Annotated in this window: 16 protein-coding genes; 15 read left to right on the top strand and 1 reads right to left on the bottom strand. The window is 42.5% G+C overall.

Translation table 11 applies throughout. The features are described 5' to 3' along the window. Positions 1 to 3: 3 nt before the first annotated feature. The 10 genes from DESME_RS07835 to yqeB all read left to right on the top strand — a co-directional run bounded on the left by DESME_RS07835 (position 4) and on the right by yqeB (position 11,002). The gene (locus DESME_RS07835) at positions 4 to 3,810 is read left to right on the top strand and encodes a phosphoribosylformylglycinamidine synthase (protein WP_006717122.1); all 3,807 of its coding nucleotides are present in this window, start codon (positions 4 to 6) and stop codon (positions 3,808 to 3,810) included. 273 nt (positions 3,811 to 4,083) lie between these two features. Next, positions 4,084 to 4,392 (top strand): hypothetical protein, encoded by a 309-nt coding sequence (locus tag DESME_RS07830; RefSeq protein WP_006717120.1) that lies wholly within the window; start codon positions 4,084 to 4,086, stop codon positions 4,390 to 4,392. 3 nt (positions 4,393 to 4,395) lie between these two features. Continuing rightward, a complete protein-coding gene (locus DESME_RS07825) occupies positions 4,396 to 4,674 on the top strand; it encodes a phage holin family protein (RefSeq protein ID WP_006717118.1) in 279 nt (92 codons plus the stop codon). Continuing rightward, positions 4,650 to 4,862 carry a hypothetical protein gene (locus tag DESME_RS07820; protein WP_006717116.1) on the top strand — a complete coding sequence of 71 codons (213 nt, stop codon included), beginning with the start codon at positions 4,650 to 4,652 and terminating at the stop codon, positions 4,860 to 4,862. The genes DESME_RS07825 and DESME_RS07820 overlap by 25 nt, the downstream gene beginning before the upstream one ends. Positions 4,863 to 5,054: 192 nt before the next feature. Continuing rightward, positions 5,055 to 5,579: an NfeD family membrane protein gene (locus tag DESME_RS07815; RefSeq protein WP_006717114.1), complete on the top strand. Its 525-nt coding sequence runs from the start codon at positions 5,055 to 5,057 to the stop codon at positions 5,577 to 5,579. Positions 5,580 to 5,596: 17 nt separating this feature from the next. Continuing rightward, the gene (gene floT / locus DESME_RS07810) at positions 5,597 to 7,039 is read left to right on the top strand and encodes a flotillin lipid rafts scaffold protein FloT (RefSeq protein WP_006717112.1); all 1,443 of its coding nucleotides are present in this window, start codon (positions 5,597 to 5,599) and stop codon (positions 7,037 to 7,039) included. A 219-nt stretch (positions 7,040 to 7,258) separates the two neighbouring features. Continuing rightward, positions 7,259 to 8,011 (top strand): ABC transporter ATP-binding protein, encoded by a 753-nt coding sequence (locus DESME_RS07805; protein ID WP_006717110.1) that lies wholly within the window; start codon positions 7,259 to 7,261, stop codon positions 8,009 to 8,011. After that, on the top strand, positions 7,992 to 8,912 hold the full coding sequence (locus tag DESME_RS07800) for a SufB/SufD family protein (protein WP_006717108.1): 921 nt from the start codon (positions 7,992 to 7,994) through the stop codon (positions 8,910 to 8,912). Before DESME_RS07805 ends, DESME_RS07800 begins: the two co-directional genes overlap by 20 nt. A 137-nt stretch (positions 8,913 to 9,049) precedes the next feature. Beyond that, entirely contained in the window at positions 9,050 to 10,138 is a 1,089-nt protein-coding gene (locus DESME_RS07795; RefSeq protein WP_006717106.1) for an XdhC family protein, read from the top strand. 36 nt (positions 10,139 to 10,174) lie between these two features. After that, positions 10,175 to 11,002, top strand: coding sequence for a selenium-dependent molybdenum cofactor biosynthesis protein YqeB (gene yqeB, locus DESME_RS07790; protein ID WP_006717105.1), 828 nt, complete (start codon positions 10,175 to 10,177; stop codon positions 11,000 to 11,002). Here yqeB and DESME_RS07785 read toward each other — a convergent pair. Then, positions 10,980 to 11,597 (bottom strand): DUF2238 domain-containing protein, encoded by a 618-nt coding sequence (locus DESME_RS07785; protein WP_006717103.1) that lies wholly within the window; start codon positions 11,595 to 11,597, stop codon positions 10,980 to 10,982. The genes yqeB and DESME_RS07785 overlap by 23 nt on opposite strands. Positions 11,598 to 11,705: 108 nt before the next feature. Between DESME_RS07785 and trmB the strand changes: the two genes are divergently transcribed. The 5 genes from trmB to DESME_RS07760 all read left to right on the top strand — a co-directional run bounded on the left by trmB (position 11,706) and on the right by DESME_RS07760 (position 16,259). After that, the gene (trmB, locus tag DESME_RS07780; protein WP_006717102.1) at positions 11,706 to 12,350 is read left to right on the top strand and encodes a tRNA (guanosine(46)-N7)-methyltransferase TrmB; all 645 of its coding nucleotides are present in this window, start codon (positions 11,706 to 11,708) and stop codon (positions 12,348 to 12,350) included. Positions 12,351 to 12,445: 95 nt separating this feature from the next. Next, positions 12,446 to 13,711 carry an O-acetylhomoserine aminocarboxypropyltransferase/cysteine synthase family protein gene (locus DESME_RS07775; RefSeq protein WP_006717100.1) on the top strand — a complete coding sequence of 422 codons (1,266 nt, stop codon included), beginning with the start codon at positions 12,446 to 12,448 and terminating at the stop codon, positions 13,709 to 13,711. Positions 13,712 to 13,943: 232 nt separating this feature from the next. Further along, positions 13,944 to 14,222 (top strand): hypothetical protein, encoded by a 279-nt coding sequence (locus DESME_RS07770; protein ID WP_006717098.1) that lies wholly within the window; start codon positions 13,944 to 13,946, stop codon positions 14,220 to 14,222. Positions 14,223 to 14,239: 17 nt separating this feature from the next. Continuing rightward, a complete protein-coding gene (locus DESME_RS07765) occupies positions 14,240 to 15,388 on the top strand; it encodes a pyruvate synthase (protein WP_006717096.1) in 1,149 nt (382 codons plus the stop codon). A gap of 13 nt (positions 15,389 to 15,401) precedes the next feature. After that, entirely contained in the window at positions 15,402 to 16,259 is an 858-nt protein-coding gene (locus DESME_RS07760; RefSeq protein ID WP_006717094.1) for a thiamine pyrophosphate-dependent enzyme, read from the top strand. Positions 16,260 to 16,263 lie beyond the last annotated feature (4 nt).

Below are 16,263 nucleotides of genomic sequence, written 5' to 3'. Positions count from 1 at the left end.
AATATGGTATCACAAGCAGTCAAACGAATTTTTGTTGAAAAAAAGTCGGGCTTTGATATTGAAGCACAAGGGCTCGTTAACGATTTAAGGGAAAATCTGGGGGTTAATGGGTTAACCCATTTAAGAATCATTAACCGTTATGATATTTCAGGCCTAAATGATGAGGAATATAGAGCATCTCGAAATATCATCTTCGCTGAACCCCCACTCGACTGGGTATATGATGACCAATTAAAACTCCCTTCTAGCGATCGAGTATTTGCCATGGAATACCTCCCTGGACAGTACGACCAGCGTGCAGATTCGGCTGCTCAATGCGTCCAAATTTTGACCCAGCATGAGCGACCTAATATTGCTTCAGCAAAAGTGATTGTGCTTACAGGGCAAATTACAGAAGATGAATTTACGAGCATTAAGAATTACTGTATCAATCCTGTTGAATCACGAGAAGCATCTTTAGAAAAACCGGAGAGTCTTGAGTTTGAAGCCGATATCCCGCCTAATGTAGAAACGTTAGATGGCTTTATCAATAAAACCCAGGCTGAACTGGAAGCATTTTTTAAGGGCGCTGGTTTAGCGATGAGCCTAGAGGATTTAGCGTTTTGTCAGCGCTATTTTAGAGATACGGAAAAGAGAAACCCGACGATTACAGAGATCCGTGTGATTGATACGTACTGGTCGGATCACTGCCGCCATACTACGTTTTTCACAAAACTTGAAGATATTAAGTTTGATGAAGGCGAGTTTTCTAATCCACTAAACACCGCTTATGAAGAATATCTAACAACTCGTGAAGAAGTCTACGGCGAAAAGCTTCCGAACAAAGATGTTTGTCTGATGGATTTAGCAGTTCTAGGAGCCAAAGAATTGAAGAAGAAGGGTCTTTTACAAGACCTTGATGAATCTGATGAAATCAATGCCTGCAGTATCGTTGTCAATGTTGACATTGACGGCCAAGATGAAGAGTGGCTGGTCATGTTTAAAAATGAAACCCATAATCACCCCACAGAAATTGAACCTTTTGGCGGTGCTGCAACCTGTTTAGGCGGAGCGATTCGTGACCCCCTGTCTGGTCGAACTTATGTTTATCAGGCGATGCGCGTGACGGGTAGTGCAGACCCGAGAGCCAAAATGGAAGACACTCTCCCAGGCAAATTACCACAACGAAAAATAACCACAGGCGCAGCCTCAGGTTACAGCTCCTATGGAAACCAAATCGGACTGGCAACTGGACAAGTTGCAGAAGTGTATGATGAAGATTTTGTCGCGAAGCGAATGGAGATCGGAGCAGTGATAGCTGCAGCACCACGAACTAACGTAGTTCGTAAAACCCCAGAACCAGGGGATGTCATCGTGCTTGTCGGCGGAAAAACAGGCCGGGATGGATGTGGTGGTGCAACAGGTTCTTCAAAAGAACACACCGAAGAATCCCTCATGTCATGTGGGGCTGAAGTTCAAAAAGGAAATGCTCCAACTGAACGAAAAATTCAACGCTTATTCCGCAATGAAAAAGTTAGTACGATGATTAAGCGCTGTAATGATTTTGGGGCAGGGGGTGTCTCTGTAGCGATTGGGGAATTAACCGATGGCTTAGAAATCAACCTCGACGCTGTTCCGAAAAAGTATGATGGGCTTGATGGTACGGAACTTGCGATTTCCGAATCCCAAGAGCGAATGGCAGTCGTTATTTCAGCTGAAGATTTGGAGTCCTTCATCAAATATGCGCAAGAAGAAAACTTAGAAGCTTCACTCGTTGCCAATGTCACAGCTAACCCTCGCTTAAAAATGTTCTGGCGTGAGGAACCGATTGTCGATGTGAGCCGGGAGTTTTTAAATACGAATGGCGTTAAGCAACATACCCACGTTAAAGTCAATCTCCCCGATGCCAGCCAGAACTACTTTAAAAGTCTGCCTGCACAGATCGAGGAAAAACTAGCGCTTGAAAATAAGGCCACTGCATTAAAAGAGGCATGGCTTGCCAATTTACAAGATTTGAACGTCTGCAGTCAAAAAGGTTTGGTTGAGCGCTTTGATTCGACGATTGGGTCGAATACGGTGCTGATGCCCTTTGGCGGTAAATATAAAACAACACCGGCTGAAGGTATGGTTGCTAAGCTTCCTGTTCAATCAGGTGAAACCCATACCGCGACTGTAATGGCTTATGGATATAATCCGCAATTAGCGAAGTGGAGTCCTTTCCACGGGGCAATCTATGCAGTAGTAGATGCTGTGACGAAGGTTGTCGCACTAGGCGGAGATTATCAAAAGATTCGCCTAACTCTTCAGGAATATTTCGAAAAGCTGGGTCAAGACCCGGAAAAATGGGGGAACCCCTTCAGCGCTTTACTCGGTGCCTATTACGCACAGAAGAAACTAGGAATTCCAGCAATCGGCGGAAAGGATAGCATGTCTGGGACCTTCATGGATCGTCATGTTCCTCCTACTCTTGTTGCCTTTGCTGTTGATGTTATGAAGATTGAGGATGTTGTTTCTCAAGAATTTAAAAAGGCGGGCAGTCAAGTAGTCCTTGTACCAGCCATTCGGGATGAGAACGAGCTTCCTGATTTTCAAAACTTAAGTCAAAACTATACTAAAATTCATGAACTGATCCATGAAGGAAAGGTTCTTGCAACGTATACTGTGCGGATGGGCGGACTAGCCGCAGCAGTGAGCAAAATGTCTTTTGGAAATCGAATGGGTATGGTTTTTAATGATTCAGTTGAGATTGAGAATCTGTTCCGTACAAACTATGGTTCGATCGTTCTGGAAATTGGAGAAGAAGTTAACCTTGAAAGTGTTTTTGGCGATGTTCGTTATCAATTACTCGGCACGACTCAGGAAAATTCGGTCATTACGCTAAACGGTGTTGATCTTCCAGTTGATACAGTTTTCGAAACCTGGGAGAAACCCCTTGAAAAAATCTTCCCCACGAAAACGGAAAAAGGATCTGTACCTCAAACGATTCGTTATGATCGCCGAAACACGCAAAAACCGTCCACAAAAATTGCTAAGCCGAGAATTCTTATCCCTGTTTTCCCGGGGACAAACTGTGAATATGATTCAGCTAAGGCCTTTGAAAAAGCCGGTGGAGTGGTCGATACCCTTGTGATACGTAACCTCACAGCGTCAGATGTGGAGCAATCGATTCAAGCAATGGTTCAGAAGATTGAGCAAGCACAAATCGTTATGCTCCCAGGTGGATTTAGCGCGGGGGATGAACCCGATGGTTCAGGGAAATTTATTGCGACAATGTTTAGAAACCCTCAGATTAAAGAAGCGGTCATGAAACTCTTGAAGCAAAGAGATGGATTGATGCTAGGCATTTGCAATGGTTTCCAAGCCTTGATTAAACTCGGCCTCGTTCCTTACGGAGAAATTGTCGATTTAACTGAGGATTCTCCAACCCTGACGTATAACAAAATTGGTCGACACGTTTCCAGTATGGTTCAGACCAAAATTGTTTCTACTTTATCTCCATGGTATAGCGGCGTAGATCTCGGCGATATTCACTCTATTGCTGTTTCACATGGAGAGGGTCGATTTGTTGCTAAGCCAGAAGTGATTCAAAAGCTGATTGCTAATGGACAAGTTGCAACTCAATATGTGGATCTCGAGGGTAACCCAAGTAATGATGTTCTTTATACACCTAATGGCTCCTATGAAGCAATTGAAGGTATTACTAGTCCCGATGGACGAGTCCTTGGAAAGATGGGACATTCTGAAAGAACAGGAAAGGGAGTAGCCATCAATATTCGGGGCAACAAATACCAACCTCTTTTTGAGGGCGGCGTAAATTACTTTAGAGGGTAGATCTATTCCCTAAGGGTGATTGCACATGAACTGTATGTTCTTGTGCAGTCGCCCTTATACTTTAGTTACACTATTTATGGCACGCTTAGTTCGACTTAAAAATATTAAATTTTGCAAAATTTAAAAATTATATTTAAAAAATCTGAAATTTAAATTACAATAAAATATAGAGTTTAATTATTTAATTCACAATTAAATGTAGGGAGGCGAAAGAATCTCGAGAAAGTATTGATACATTAGATTACTCTCAAAGAACAAAAGGAGGAGCAGATTATGCAAGATTATTATTATGATAATGATACAACAACAAAAAGTAAGGCTATCGATTTGGATCTAGTGAAGGATGTAGCCCTTCTAGTGAAGGATGCAGCCCTCATAGTTATAGACTTAGGATATGAATTTACTAAAGAAGTTGCTCAAAAGCCTTTGGCAAAGGGCGAAGAAGCTATAGAGAAAATTGGAGAAAAAGGGAAGGAAGCTGTTGATAAAGGGGTAGAAACAGCGAAACAACATCCCTTAATGACTCTTTTAGCGGCTTTCGGACTAGGATTTTTGGTCGTAAAGTTGCTGAAAAGGAAGTAATAAATGATGGAAGCTATCGCAGATTTCGTGATAAAAATAGTAGATCTGGTCGAAGCAGAATTTAGCGAGCTTAAAGGAAAAGCGATCAATACAGTGGTTGGCATAGGCTTAATCCTTCTCGCAGTTGTCATGGCAATGGTTGGGTTCGTAATGGGCATATATGGAATTTACTTAACCCTCTGTATATTTATGCCACCTTTCCTGGCTGCCTTTGCTAATGCAGCACTGGCTTTCATTATTGGAGGAGGGTTGCTACAGTGGGCAAAAAGAAAGCTGTCCTGACTGTGGCAGAAGCTAAACAGCAGCTTAAAGATAGCGTAGCTTCGATTCAGCCCCAGAAGTTTTTGGTTAAAAACTTCTGGCCGGTGACCTTTGGGTGTTTTGTCGTGGGTATGTTATCCGCTGATTCTGTGAAAATACGTGAAAATATTGTAAGTTTAGCCGTCTCGGCGATTAAAAAAGTGATCTAAAATTAGGACATGAGACTGGGGGCAGGTATGTTGTTTCGTTCAAGGCGAAACAATGTACCTGTCCCTTCGTTATTTTTGTGGTATATGTTTCCATAGACAACAGAATGTTGTAATATTAGTATATCCAAGAATATAATAGAAAATCGACGTTATCACTTCTCGTCCCAATAAGCACAAGGAGGAGAAAATCGGATGCTAGATATTTACTGGGGCTGTCTTTTTGGGGGGCTCATCTTCGCCTTAGTAACACTCATCTTCGGAGACCTACTAGGGGATGCCTTTCAGGGTTTGTTTCATTCCTTCTCGTTAGACCATTTCGATATTCTTCAACCGATGGTACTCGTGAGTGGAATTACTGTGTTTGGCGGCACAGGCGCGGTGCTGACCCTCTACACTCAATTGTTGACCGTTATAATTGCGATTTTAGCGTTAATCCTCGCTGTTGTATTGTCCATCCTCATCTATTTTGCTTATGTGAAACCAATGAAAAACAGTGAAAATTCGATCGCTTACTCCATGCAGGATTTAGTCGGAATCCCAGGGCAGGTATCCGTTACTATACCTGCAGAAGGTTATGGTGAAGTCATCCTTAAGATTGGGGCAGGACATTCTAATCATATTGCCGTAAGCCAGTCAGGGCAGGAGTTACCAATAGGGACAAAAATCTTCGTGATAAAAGTTGAGAAGAGTATTGTTTCTGTTGTGAACCAAATATAAATTTTAGGGGGTATTTCATGCCTGGTTTTATCGTAATTCCATTAATTGTCGTGGCGGTTATCATTGTATTAGCGCTCACATTTTGGGCGAGGTACAAAACGGTTGGACCAGATGAAGCAATGATTGTAACAGGTTCCTTCCTCGGGAGTAAGAATGTTTTAAGCAATGACTCTGGAGGGAACAAGACGAAGATCATACGTGGGGGCGGTGCCTTTATTCTGCCTGTGTTCCAGCAAGCTAATTTTCTCTCTCTTCTTTCCTTAAAACTTGATGTCTCAACACCTGAAGTCTATACGAGTCAAGGCGTTCCTGTATTGGCCGATGGGGTGGCTATTATTAAAATTGGCGGATCGGTTGAAGACGTGGCGACAGCAGCTGAACAATTTATGGGTAAGCCAGTAGCAGCTCTGCAAAATGAAGCACAAGAAGTCCTCGAAGGTCATCTGCGATCAATTCTCGGCACGATGACAGTTGAAGAGCTTTATCAAAACCGAGATAAATTTGCTCAAGAAGTACAGGCTGTAGCTGCGCTAGACTTAAAAAAGATGGGATTGCAAATCGTCTCCTTTACCATTAAAGATGTCCGAGATAAACAAGGCTACCTAGAGGCTCTTGGACGTCCGCGGATTGCAGAAGTCCTGCGCGATGCAGATGTGGCTGAAGCAGATGCAAAGCGGGATTCCAGAATTCAAAAAGCGAAAGCGGATGAGGAGGCCCAAAAGGCTGAGCTCATTCGTGATACGAATGTCGCAGAAGCCCTTAAAGAAAAAGAACTTAAGACTGCATCTTTTAAGAAAGAACAAGATACAGCGAAAGCATCAGCAGACCAAGCTTATGCAATTCAAACGGCTAAGTCACAGCAAATTACAGTTGAAGAGGAAATGAAAGTTGAGCTGGTTCGCAAAGATCGGGAAATCGACTTACAGGAGAAGGAAACACAACGTCGACAAAAAGAGTATGACGCGAATGTTAAAAAGAAGGCAGACGCGGATCGTTATGCTGTAGAGCAAGCAGCTGAAGCTGAAAAAGCGAAGCGATTGCGTGTAGCTGAAGCGGATGCGGAACAGAAAAGACTTCAAGGGAATGCTACTGCAGATGCGAAAAAGGCTGAAGGGTCTGCTGAGGCTGAAGTTATTCGCTTACGTGGTCTAGCTGAAGCAGAGGCTAAGGAGAAACTGGCAGAAGCTTTTGCGAAATTTGGTGAGGCTGCCATTCTTGATGTCGTTGTTAAGATGTTACCTGAATTGGCTGGAAAGGTAGCAGAGCCGTTGAAAGCGATCGATAAATTGACTGTAGTCGATACAGGCAATGGGGAAGGAGCAGCACGCGTGAGTAACTATGTAACTTCACTCATGGCAACAGCTCCAGAAATGGTTCAATCCGTAACAGGACTCGATTTTAAGGAACTTGTTAAGAATTTTACCTCTAAGGACGAACCTACCAAACCTACGCTACCTTAGAGCAGCCTTTCAAAACAAATTCAAAAAAGCTTAGACAGCAGTCTAAGCTTTTTTGAATTTATTAACGAATAACCTAAAATGAAGTTTGCTCAGTACAAGTCTCAAGTTCAAGTATACATAAATTCAGCTAGGTAGGACTTGACATGAGGCCCCTTGTGAATAATACTAATTCTAAGACTAGAGTAAATATAAGGGTTAAAAACTCGAAGGAGGAAAACAATGCTTGAAATTAAGGATATATCGTTCGAAATTGAAGGCGAAAAAAATACAGAGATTTTGAAAGAAATAAATCTTGAACTTAAAAGAAAAAAGATATACGTAATTACTGGGCCAAATGGTGGGGGGAAATCGTCTCTAGCCAAGATTCTGATGGGAATTTATACACCAACCTCCGGCAAAATTTTGCTCGATGGAGAGGATATTACACATAAGAACATTTCCGAAAGAGCTCAGTTAGGCGTAGGCTATGCTTTTCAAAATCCACCCCGCTTTAAAGGGTTAACCGTTAGAGAATTACTGGAGTTGTCAACGGCTTCCAATCCAGAAAAAGTGAATGTCGGTGATTTGTTATTCAATGTGGGGCTTTGTGCTCAGGATTATCTCGATCGCGAAGCAGATGCTAGTCTATCAGGTGGCGAAATGAAACGGATTGAGATTGCTTCTGTCTTAGCAAGAAACTTAAAAGTAGCGGTCTTTGATGAACCTGAAGCTGGAATTGATCTTTGGAGTTTTCAGAAGCTCGCTGAAACCTTCCACCAAATTCATGACCATTACGATACCACGATTATTATCATTTCCCATCAAGAACGGATCTTCGAACTGGCCGATGAAATTATTCTCTTGAAAAATGGGACGATCAGTCAACAAGCGGAAAGAGATAAACTTCTTTCTGTTATCTTTAAGAATGACGATTGCCTTTGTACTAATCCTTGTGAGAAAGGGATGGCTAAAGATGCTCAATTCGCTCGATAAACACATGCTTGAAACTGTCGCTGACATGCATCAAGCGCCTCTGGGCGCATTTAATATCCGTAAAAATGGACAAGGCGTGCAGCGCCAAACGACAGAAAATATTGACATCCTGACGAAATTGGATAAGCCAGGGATTGATGTTATCGTCAAACCGTACACCAAGGGGGAAAGTGTCCATATTCCTGTCATCCTTACGGAAGAGAATCTAAACGACTTGGTTTATAACACCTTTGAAATTGGCGAATACTCCGATGTTGTCGTTATTGCAGGTTGTGGTATTCATAATAATGGGAGTTGTAATTCACGACATGATGGGATTCATACCTTCAACGTCCGTAAAGGGGCTAAGATGCGTTATGTAGAGAAGCACTTTGGAGAAGGAGAAGGCACAGGAAGTCGGATCCTAAATCCAAAAACTATTTTGGAAGTTGAGGAAGACGCAACTGTCGAGCTGGAAATGGTGCAAATTAGAGGTGTTGATAGTACAAAACGAGATACTGAGATACGCTTAGGTAAAAATGCGAAACTGATTATTACAGAACGCCTTCTAACAGACGAAGAGCAGTGGGCTGAGTCCAAGATTTCGGTGGAATTGAATGGAGACGGTGCTTCTGCCCAGATTATTTCCCGTTCGGTAGCACAAGGTCACTCGAAACAAGATTTCTATTTTGATTTAATCGGTCGAAGTGCCAGCCGCGGGCATGTTCAATGTGACTCGATTATCATGCATGATGCTCAAGTGTTTTCGACTCCGCGTATATCGGCTCAACATAGCGAGGCTCAGCTTATTCATGAAGCCGCTATTGGACGGATTGAATCCGAACAATTAATTAAGCTGATGTCGATGGGACTCTCGGAGAAAGAAGCTGAGGATACGATTCTTAAGGGATTCCTAAAATAAGACCGAGTAGTATGAATCGCTAATCATACAAAGCAGAGAAGAAGGGCAACGTTTGTGACACGTTACCCTTCTCTATATTTAATGTCCATAATTCAGGATCTAAGTTTCGATTTAAAGCAGGGGGAAATGAAAACTTAATGTGGCAAGATATTAAAAAGACACTTCAAGAGCAAAAACGGGGTTGCATTCAGACGATTGTCGGAGGGAAAGAAATAGCCCAAGAATTCATCGGTCGAAAATGGTTCTACAATGTGGAGACAGACCAAATTATTGGGGATTTTCCCCATTCGCTTTTTCACGAGAATGTTGCCAAACTTCTCGGCAAGAACGCAGTTCGCTCTGAGATCATTCGACAAGAAACTCAACAGCCAGAAATAGGTGAAGCCGAAATTTTTGTTCAGCCCTTAGCGCCAGTTCCAACTTTATGGGTTCTCGGTGCAGGGCACATCGCTTTGCCCTTAGTTGAGATCGGGGATATGATGGGGTTCAAAATGATTGTCATCGATGACCGACCCGACTTTGCTAACCTTGTTCGCTTCCCCAAGGCGAAAAAGGTCATTTGTGATGATTTTGCCACTACGATACGGAGACTTCCCGTGACTGAGCATACGTATATCGTCGTCGTTACAAGGGGACATAAATATGACCAACTGTGTGTAGAAATGTTACTTGATTCCCAGGCTGCCTATATTGGCATGATCGGAAGTCGACGTAGAGTCAGCGAAATGAGAAAAGTTTTAGAGGAGCAGGGATTTTCTGAAGAGCTTCTAGCTAAATTGCATTCTCCAATTGGGCTGGATATTGGAGCTGAAACTCCCGAGGAAATTGCCTTATGTATTATCGCTGAAGTGGTATCGGCACGGCGCAAAATACCGCGCTTAGCTCTACAGAAAAGGGGAGAATTAGAAATTCAAAATGCAGTTGTTGAAGCCTTAGCCAACATTGAACTCAACGGTTCTGACATACCTGCGGGTTTAGCCACTGTTGTCGAAGTGAAAGGATCAGCACCTCGTAAACCAGGAGCTCAAATGTTAGTTTTTGCAGATGGTCGAACAGTAGGTTCTATAGGCGGGGGATGCGCTGAAGCCGAAATATGTCGAGCCGGTCGTATGGTACTGAATCGAAATATTCCCTTTATCTGGAACGTCGATTTGACAAACGATATTGCGGGTGAAGAGGGCATGGTTTGCGGCGGGACAATGAAGGTATTTCTTCAAAAAATTTAATTTATGATTTAATAGGTTAAGGAAAGGTTGGCAATAGTGAAAGATATAAGAGCGCTAGAGGGATCGGTTGTTCTCGTTCGTGGAGGGGGCGAGTTAGCGTCTGGAGTGGCATGGACTCTAGCTTTATCCGGCTTTCGGGTAATCATTACTGAAGTTCTTCATCCGCTAATGGTTCGTTGGCCCGTATGTTTTGGTACAGCGATGGATGAAGACGCTTGGGAAGTAGAAGGAATAAGCTCGCGGAGAGTGGATTCTCCTAACGACTTTATAGCTCTTTGGAATGAGGGGGAAATTCCAGTTTTTGTGGATCCTGAGTTAACCCATTTGGAGCTGATTCAACCCGAAATAGTGGTGGATGGTATCATGGCCAAACGGAATTTAGGTACACGACGGAATATGGCCTCCTTGACGATTGGACTAGGACCAGGATTCACAGCTCAGGAAGATGTCGATATAGTGATCGAAACGAATCGTGGGCATGATTTAGGAAGATTGATTTATGCCGGGACAGCGCAGCCGAATACTGGCGTTCCCGGTCTCATCGGAGGGTATTCAACGGAAAGAGTTGTTTATTCTCCTCAGGCGGGAGTATTTCATGCTAAACGTTCAATTGGTGAATTTGTCAAAGCGGGCGAAGTTTTAGGAGAAATTATTGAAGAGGACCGGAATCTAAAGCCCGTCATTTCTTCCATTGACGGTGTTCTACGCGGATTACTCCGTGATGGAACGTTTATTCCTCAAGGAGTTAAGACTGGAGATGTTGATCCGCGAGCCCATAAAGAATATTGCTGGACCATTTCCGAGAAAGCACGAACGATCGGGGGAGCAGTTCTCTTAGCCATTATTGTCCATAATCGTGCGTAGTCTTCTCTTCACCTTCAGAAATCATTTTAATTTTTCCTTGTCCTTGAAAGAAAAGGAAGAGTGCAAATATCAAAGCGCCTAGCGCATCGGCGATGATATCGGTCATGGTGTCGTGTATACCCACTCCTTGGTATAGAAATCCAAAAATTTCATCCATTGTGTATTCATAGATTTCCCAGACAGCCCCTGCAGCAACAGAAAAACAAAAGGCGAAAAGAGCTACTAAAATGCGGTTGAGAGCTGAGCCAATTTTTTCACGGTTCTGAAGAAACATCGCAATCAAAAATCCGAGATTAGCGAAAATTAGCCCTGAAAAGCCATGAAGCATTTTGTCCCACCACCAAAACCGAGTATAAAAATGATTGGCTGTTCCCAGAAACATACTTGCATAGAAAAAGAGAAGCAAAACGCTCAAGAATTCACGGGGGAATTCGAGTTTAAATCGCTTCTCGATAAGAAAGGGTAAAGTCATAAAGATTAGCGTGAGCATCGACATTCCAAAAGATCCCCATACGTTTTGGCTAATCTCTCCAAACCCGTTAACGATAATCGTCACACTTAAAAGGCTATATAATCCCAATATCACTCGTTTCATGTTTTCAAACCACCTTATTAACATAAATCATTATTGTTTTGCACCAAATCAATTAATCTTATAATATCAATAGAAATTCGATTAGAGACCCATTAAGGAGAACCTGAAATGAGACTTCGTAAAAAACCGTGGGCTAAGCCCGAACTAGAAAAAGATAATAAGGTCATCTTTAACCCGTCAGAGTTCCAAGGAAAGTGGAACGAATGCTTCAACAATGATTTCCCAATTCATCTTGAGTTGGGATGTGGTCGAGGTAGTTTCATTGCTCAACTGGCCAAGTTAAATCCGAAAATCAACTATATTGCAATCGATATTCATCCTGAATTATTAGTCTATGTCTTAAGAAAAGCAAATGAGAACAAACTGACTCATTTAAGAATAATCCCCATGTATATCGAAAATATCGGGGATATATTTGCACCTGATGAGATAGAAAAGATCTACATCAACTTTTGCAATCCTTGGCCTAACAAAAGGCATCATAAACGAAGATTAACGCATCCAAACTTTTTAAAAATGTATTACCGTTTTCTCAAAGAAAACGGTGAAGTATGGCTTAAAACAGACGATGAAATCCTTTTTGCAGATAGTCTTGAGTACTTTCAAAGCCAAGGCTTTAATGAAGTATTTAGAACTTACAATTTACATCAAAGCGACTTTAAAGGAAATATTATGACAGAATATGAAGAAAAATTTTTGGAACAGGGTATTCAAATAAAATCCGCGCAATTTTGTAAAGTAGATGTCCACTGACTTGAAATCATTCTAAATATAGAGTATTATATAAAACAGTTATAATTATGATAATAGTTGTATATTACTGAAGGATTAAGATGAGGAGTGGGTACATGAAAATTGAAACGAAATGTTTACATGAAGGCTATCATCCTAAAAATGGAGAGCCACTTGCCTTACCGATTTATCAAAGTACAACTTATAACTACGATTCAACAGAACACGTCGGAAAGCTCTTTGATCTAACCACAGATGGCCATATGTATTCACGTATATCGAATCCTACAGTCGGTGCGGTTGAGGATAAAATTGCCGCCCTTGAAGGAGGGATTGGCGCACTGTGTACGACCTCAGGTCAAGCAGCTTCTTTAATCAGCATGCTGAATATCATGAAAGCCGGAGATCATTTTATCGCTGCTTCGAAAATATATGGAGGCTCGTTCAACCTTTTTTCCGTAACTTTCAAACGTTTTGGCATTGAGTGCACCTTTGTGGATCAGGACGCTTCTGAAGAAGAAATTCAAAAAGAATTCAGACCCAATACCAAAGCTGTCTTTGGGGAAACGCTTGCTAATCCAGCGCTTTCGGTTTTGGATATTGAAAAATTTGCCCGCATAGCCCATAACAATCAGGTACCACTAATCGTAGACAATACTTTTGCCACGCCGATTCTCTGTCGTCCCATTGAGTTTGGAGCGGATATTGTCATCCACTCTACCACCAAATATATGGACGGACATGCCATTCAAGTCGGTGGCGTTATCGTCGATAGTGGTAATTTTAATTGGGCAAATGGTAAATTCCCTGAATTCACCGAGCCAGATGACTCTTATCATGGCGTAATTTACACCGAAAACTTTGGCAAGGCAGCCTACATTACCAAAGCTAGAGTACAACTCATGCGTGACCTAGGCGTATATCCCTCTGCCAATGCCGCTTTCCTCTTGAATTTAGGACTCGAATCTCTCTCAGTCCGGATGGAAAGACATTGTCAAAACGCTAAACGTGTCGCAGAGTTTTTAAATCAATCGGATAAAGTAGAAGGGGTCAACTATCCCGCTTTAGAAGGAGATTATTATCATCAACTCAGCCAAAAGTATTTACCGTTAGGCACAAGTGGTGTGATTTCATTTACGATTAAAGGCACAAAAGAAACAGCGGTTCAATTTATAGATAGTTTAACGCTCGCATCTAATGTTGTCCATGTTGCTGATGTTCGTACACTTGTACTCCACCCAGCCAGTTCAACCCATCGCCAACTCACAGAAAGTCAACTCGTCGATGCTGGAATTAGCCCCGGATTAATTAGGCTCTCCGTTGGCTTGGAAAATATTGAGGATATCCTCGAGGATCTACAACAAGCATTCGATAACATCTAAGATAATATTGGATTAAGAGTACAACGAAGAAAACGCTGAATGTTTCGCTTGAGAAACATTCAGCGTTTATTTTTAGTTTAGAAGGACATAAACCTTTTTCTAAATCATATAAATTACTGGGTATTGAGTGATGAGATCTCATTACTAACGGTTTGGAATCTCTAAATGCATACTTCTTGCTTATATATACTGTAAAGTTCAACAGAAAGTTTCGGTAAGGAGGTGGATAAGTATGGCAGTTAAGAACGTGCCGATTGTTCCCTCGGGTGATCCAGGGGCACTAGCAGAAGCAGCAAATGGGAAAATTCAAAGAATCAATCATCCTGAAATGAGTGATCTAACGAAGGTGAATCCCATTGTTGTCCTTTACTGTCCGGATGGAGCTCTCTCCCTGGACGAAAACGGAATTGCAATTAACTATAAATTCTGTAGAGGTTGCGGGATTTGTGCCAAGGAAAGTGAAGGCATTGTAATGGTTCCCGAATATATAGGGCCCAAAGGAGTTTTTTAGGCAAGGAGGTTGATGGAATGAATAAAGTACTCATCACGGGAAGTGAAGCTGCAGCCCTTGGAGCCAAGCTTGCTAAAATAGAAGTCTTGGGTTATTACCCGATCACCCCTGCTTTTCCAGCCATGGAAAGGCTGAGCAAATACATTGAAGATGAAGAACTCCATTGTAAATTTATCAGGGTAGAATCTGATCATAGTGCACTGGCTGCTGTTCTGGGTGCATCTTTGGCTGGTGCTCGCAGTTATACAGTAACAAATTCTCAAGGATTGCTGCTTATGACTGAGGTCGCCTATCATGCAGCAGGCCTGCGCCAACCCATCGTTATGGGTGTGGCTAATAGGGCTTTATCTGCACCTCATAGCCGTTTCCCTGAGCACGGCGATGCTGTTTCGCAGGCAGCGAGCGGTTGGATTCAACTGTTTTGTGAAAACAATCAGGATGTTTTAGATAATACAATCCAAGCCTTCAGAATCGCTGAGCAACTCAGAAATCCAGTTATGGTCAATTACGAGGGATATATCCAGTCTCATACATTAGAGGAGGTATTTGTACCTAACCCTGAAAAAGTAACCGCATATATTCCTTTGAATCGTCAACCTGCTCTTGACATCAATAATCCCCGAGGAGTTAATACCGTGACTAGCCCAGAATTCTATTCAGATTATAAATATAGACAAAACGATGCGATGCTCCAAGCTTTGACTCTAATCCCCAGTGTCGCTCAGGAATACAATCAAGAATTTGGAGCTAAATCGAGTGGCCTCGTTGAAGGTTACCGGATAGAAGATGCTGAACATGCCCTTGTTTGCATGGGGTCAATTGTCAGTACTGCAAGACTTTATGTCGATGAAATGCGAAAACTTGGAAAGAAAATGGGTTTAGTTAAAGTCAAGACGTGGAGACCGTTCCCAACCACAGCCATTCTCGAGCTTCTACAAAAGGTCCAATATGTCACAGTTCTTGACAAAAATATTGTCTTCGGTGTTGGCGGCGCTCTGGCAACAGATATAAAAGCTGCAGCCTATGGCCAAGGTAACAAAGTGATTAACGGCGTTATCCTCGGACTCGGAGGCGGCAAATGTGGTGTTAATGAAATCCAAGAGGCCGTTGAGCATACAGAAAGCAGTGATGCCGAAAAAAATAGATCCGAATGGATCGGACTGTAAAGGAGGGAATAAGATGATCGACTTCAAGAACCTCCCGCAAGAGGAATTGTTTGGACAAGGACATGTCGGCTGTAAAGGCTGTGGAGCTGCAATCGCTGGGAGACAAGCGATGAAGGTTCTTGGTGAAAAAACAATAATCACTATCCCTGCTTCCTGTATGGCAACACTCGGCGGAAATAACACCAAGACAACATGGAGAGTGCCGTTCTATCATACGCTCTTCGAATGCGCACCCGCTATTTCATCTGGGATTAGGGCAGCCCTAGATATTCAAGGAATACAGGATGTTAACGTGGTTTCATGGGGAGGAGATGCTGGAAGCGCTGATATCGGATTTCAGTCTCTTACGGGAGCAGCTGAACGCCAAGAACACATGATTCATGTCCTCTATGACAATGAGATGTACATGAATACCGGTGGACAGACAGGTAGCCAGACTCCGCTATATGCTATGACCAGCAATAGTGAACTCGGAAAACCGGTTCGTAAAAAGAACATGCTAGCGATCATGGAAGCGCACGAGATTGATTATATCGCAAGTGCGAATATTGCCTATCCGGAAGATCTTATGGCCAAATTTAAAAAGGCTACCTCCAAAAAAGGGTTTTCCTATATTCATATCTTAGCCCCCTGTCACCGGGGTTGGGGCATCAAACCGGAAGAAACGATTGAGATTTCTAGAAAAGCGACTGAAAGTGGTCTTTGGGAACTCTTTGAAGTGGATGAAGGGAAGAGAACCCGAACATATGAGCCAAGCTTCAGTCCTGTTGCAGATTATTTTAAATCTCAAGGTCGATTTAAAAATCTTACGATGGAGCAAATCGAACAATATCAGAAATCGGTCAACATGTATTACAAGAGAGGGGAGTGAGCTG

The organism is Desulfitobacterium metallireducens DSM 15288 (genome assembly GCF_000231405.2).
GTDB classification, from domain to species: Bacteria; Bacillota; Desulfitobacteriia; order Desulfitobacteriales; family Desulfitobacteriaceae; genus Desulfitobacterium_A; species Desulfitobacterium_A metallireducens.
Note: the sequence above shows the minus strand (reverse complement) of the source record. Positions and strands in the feature narration are given on the sequence as shown.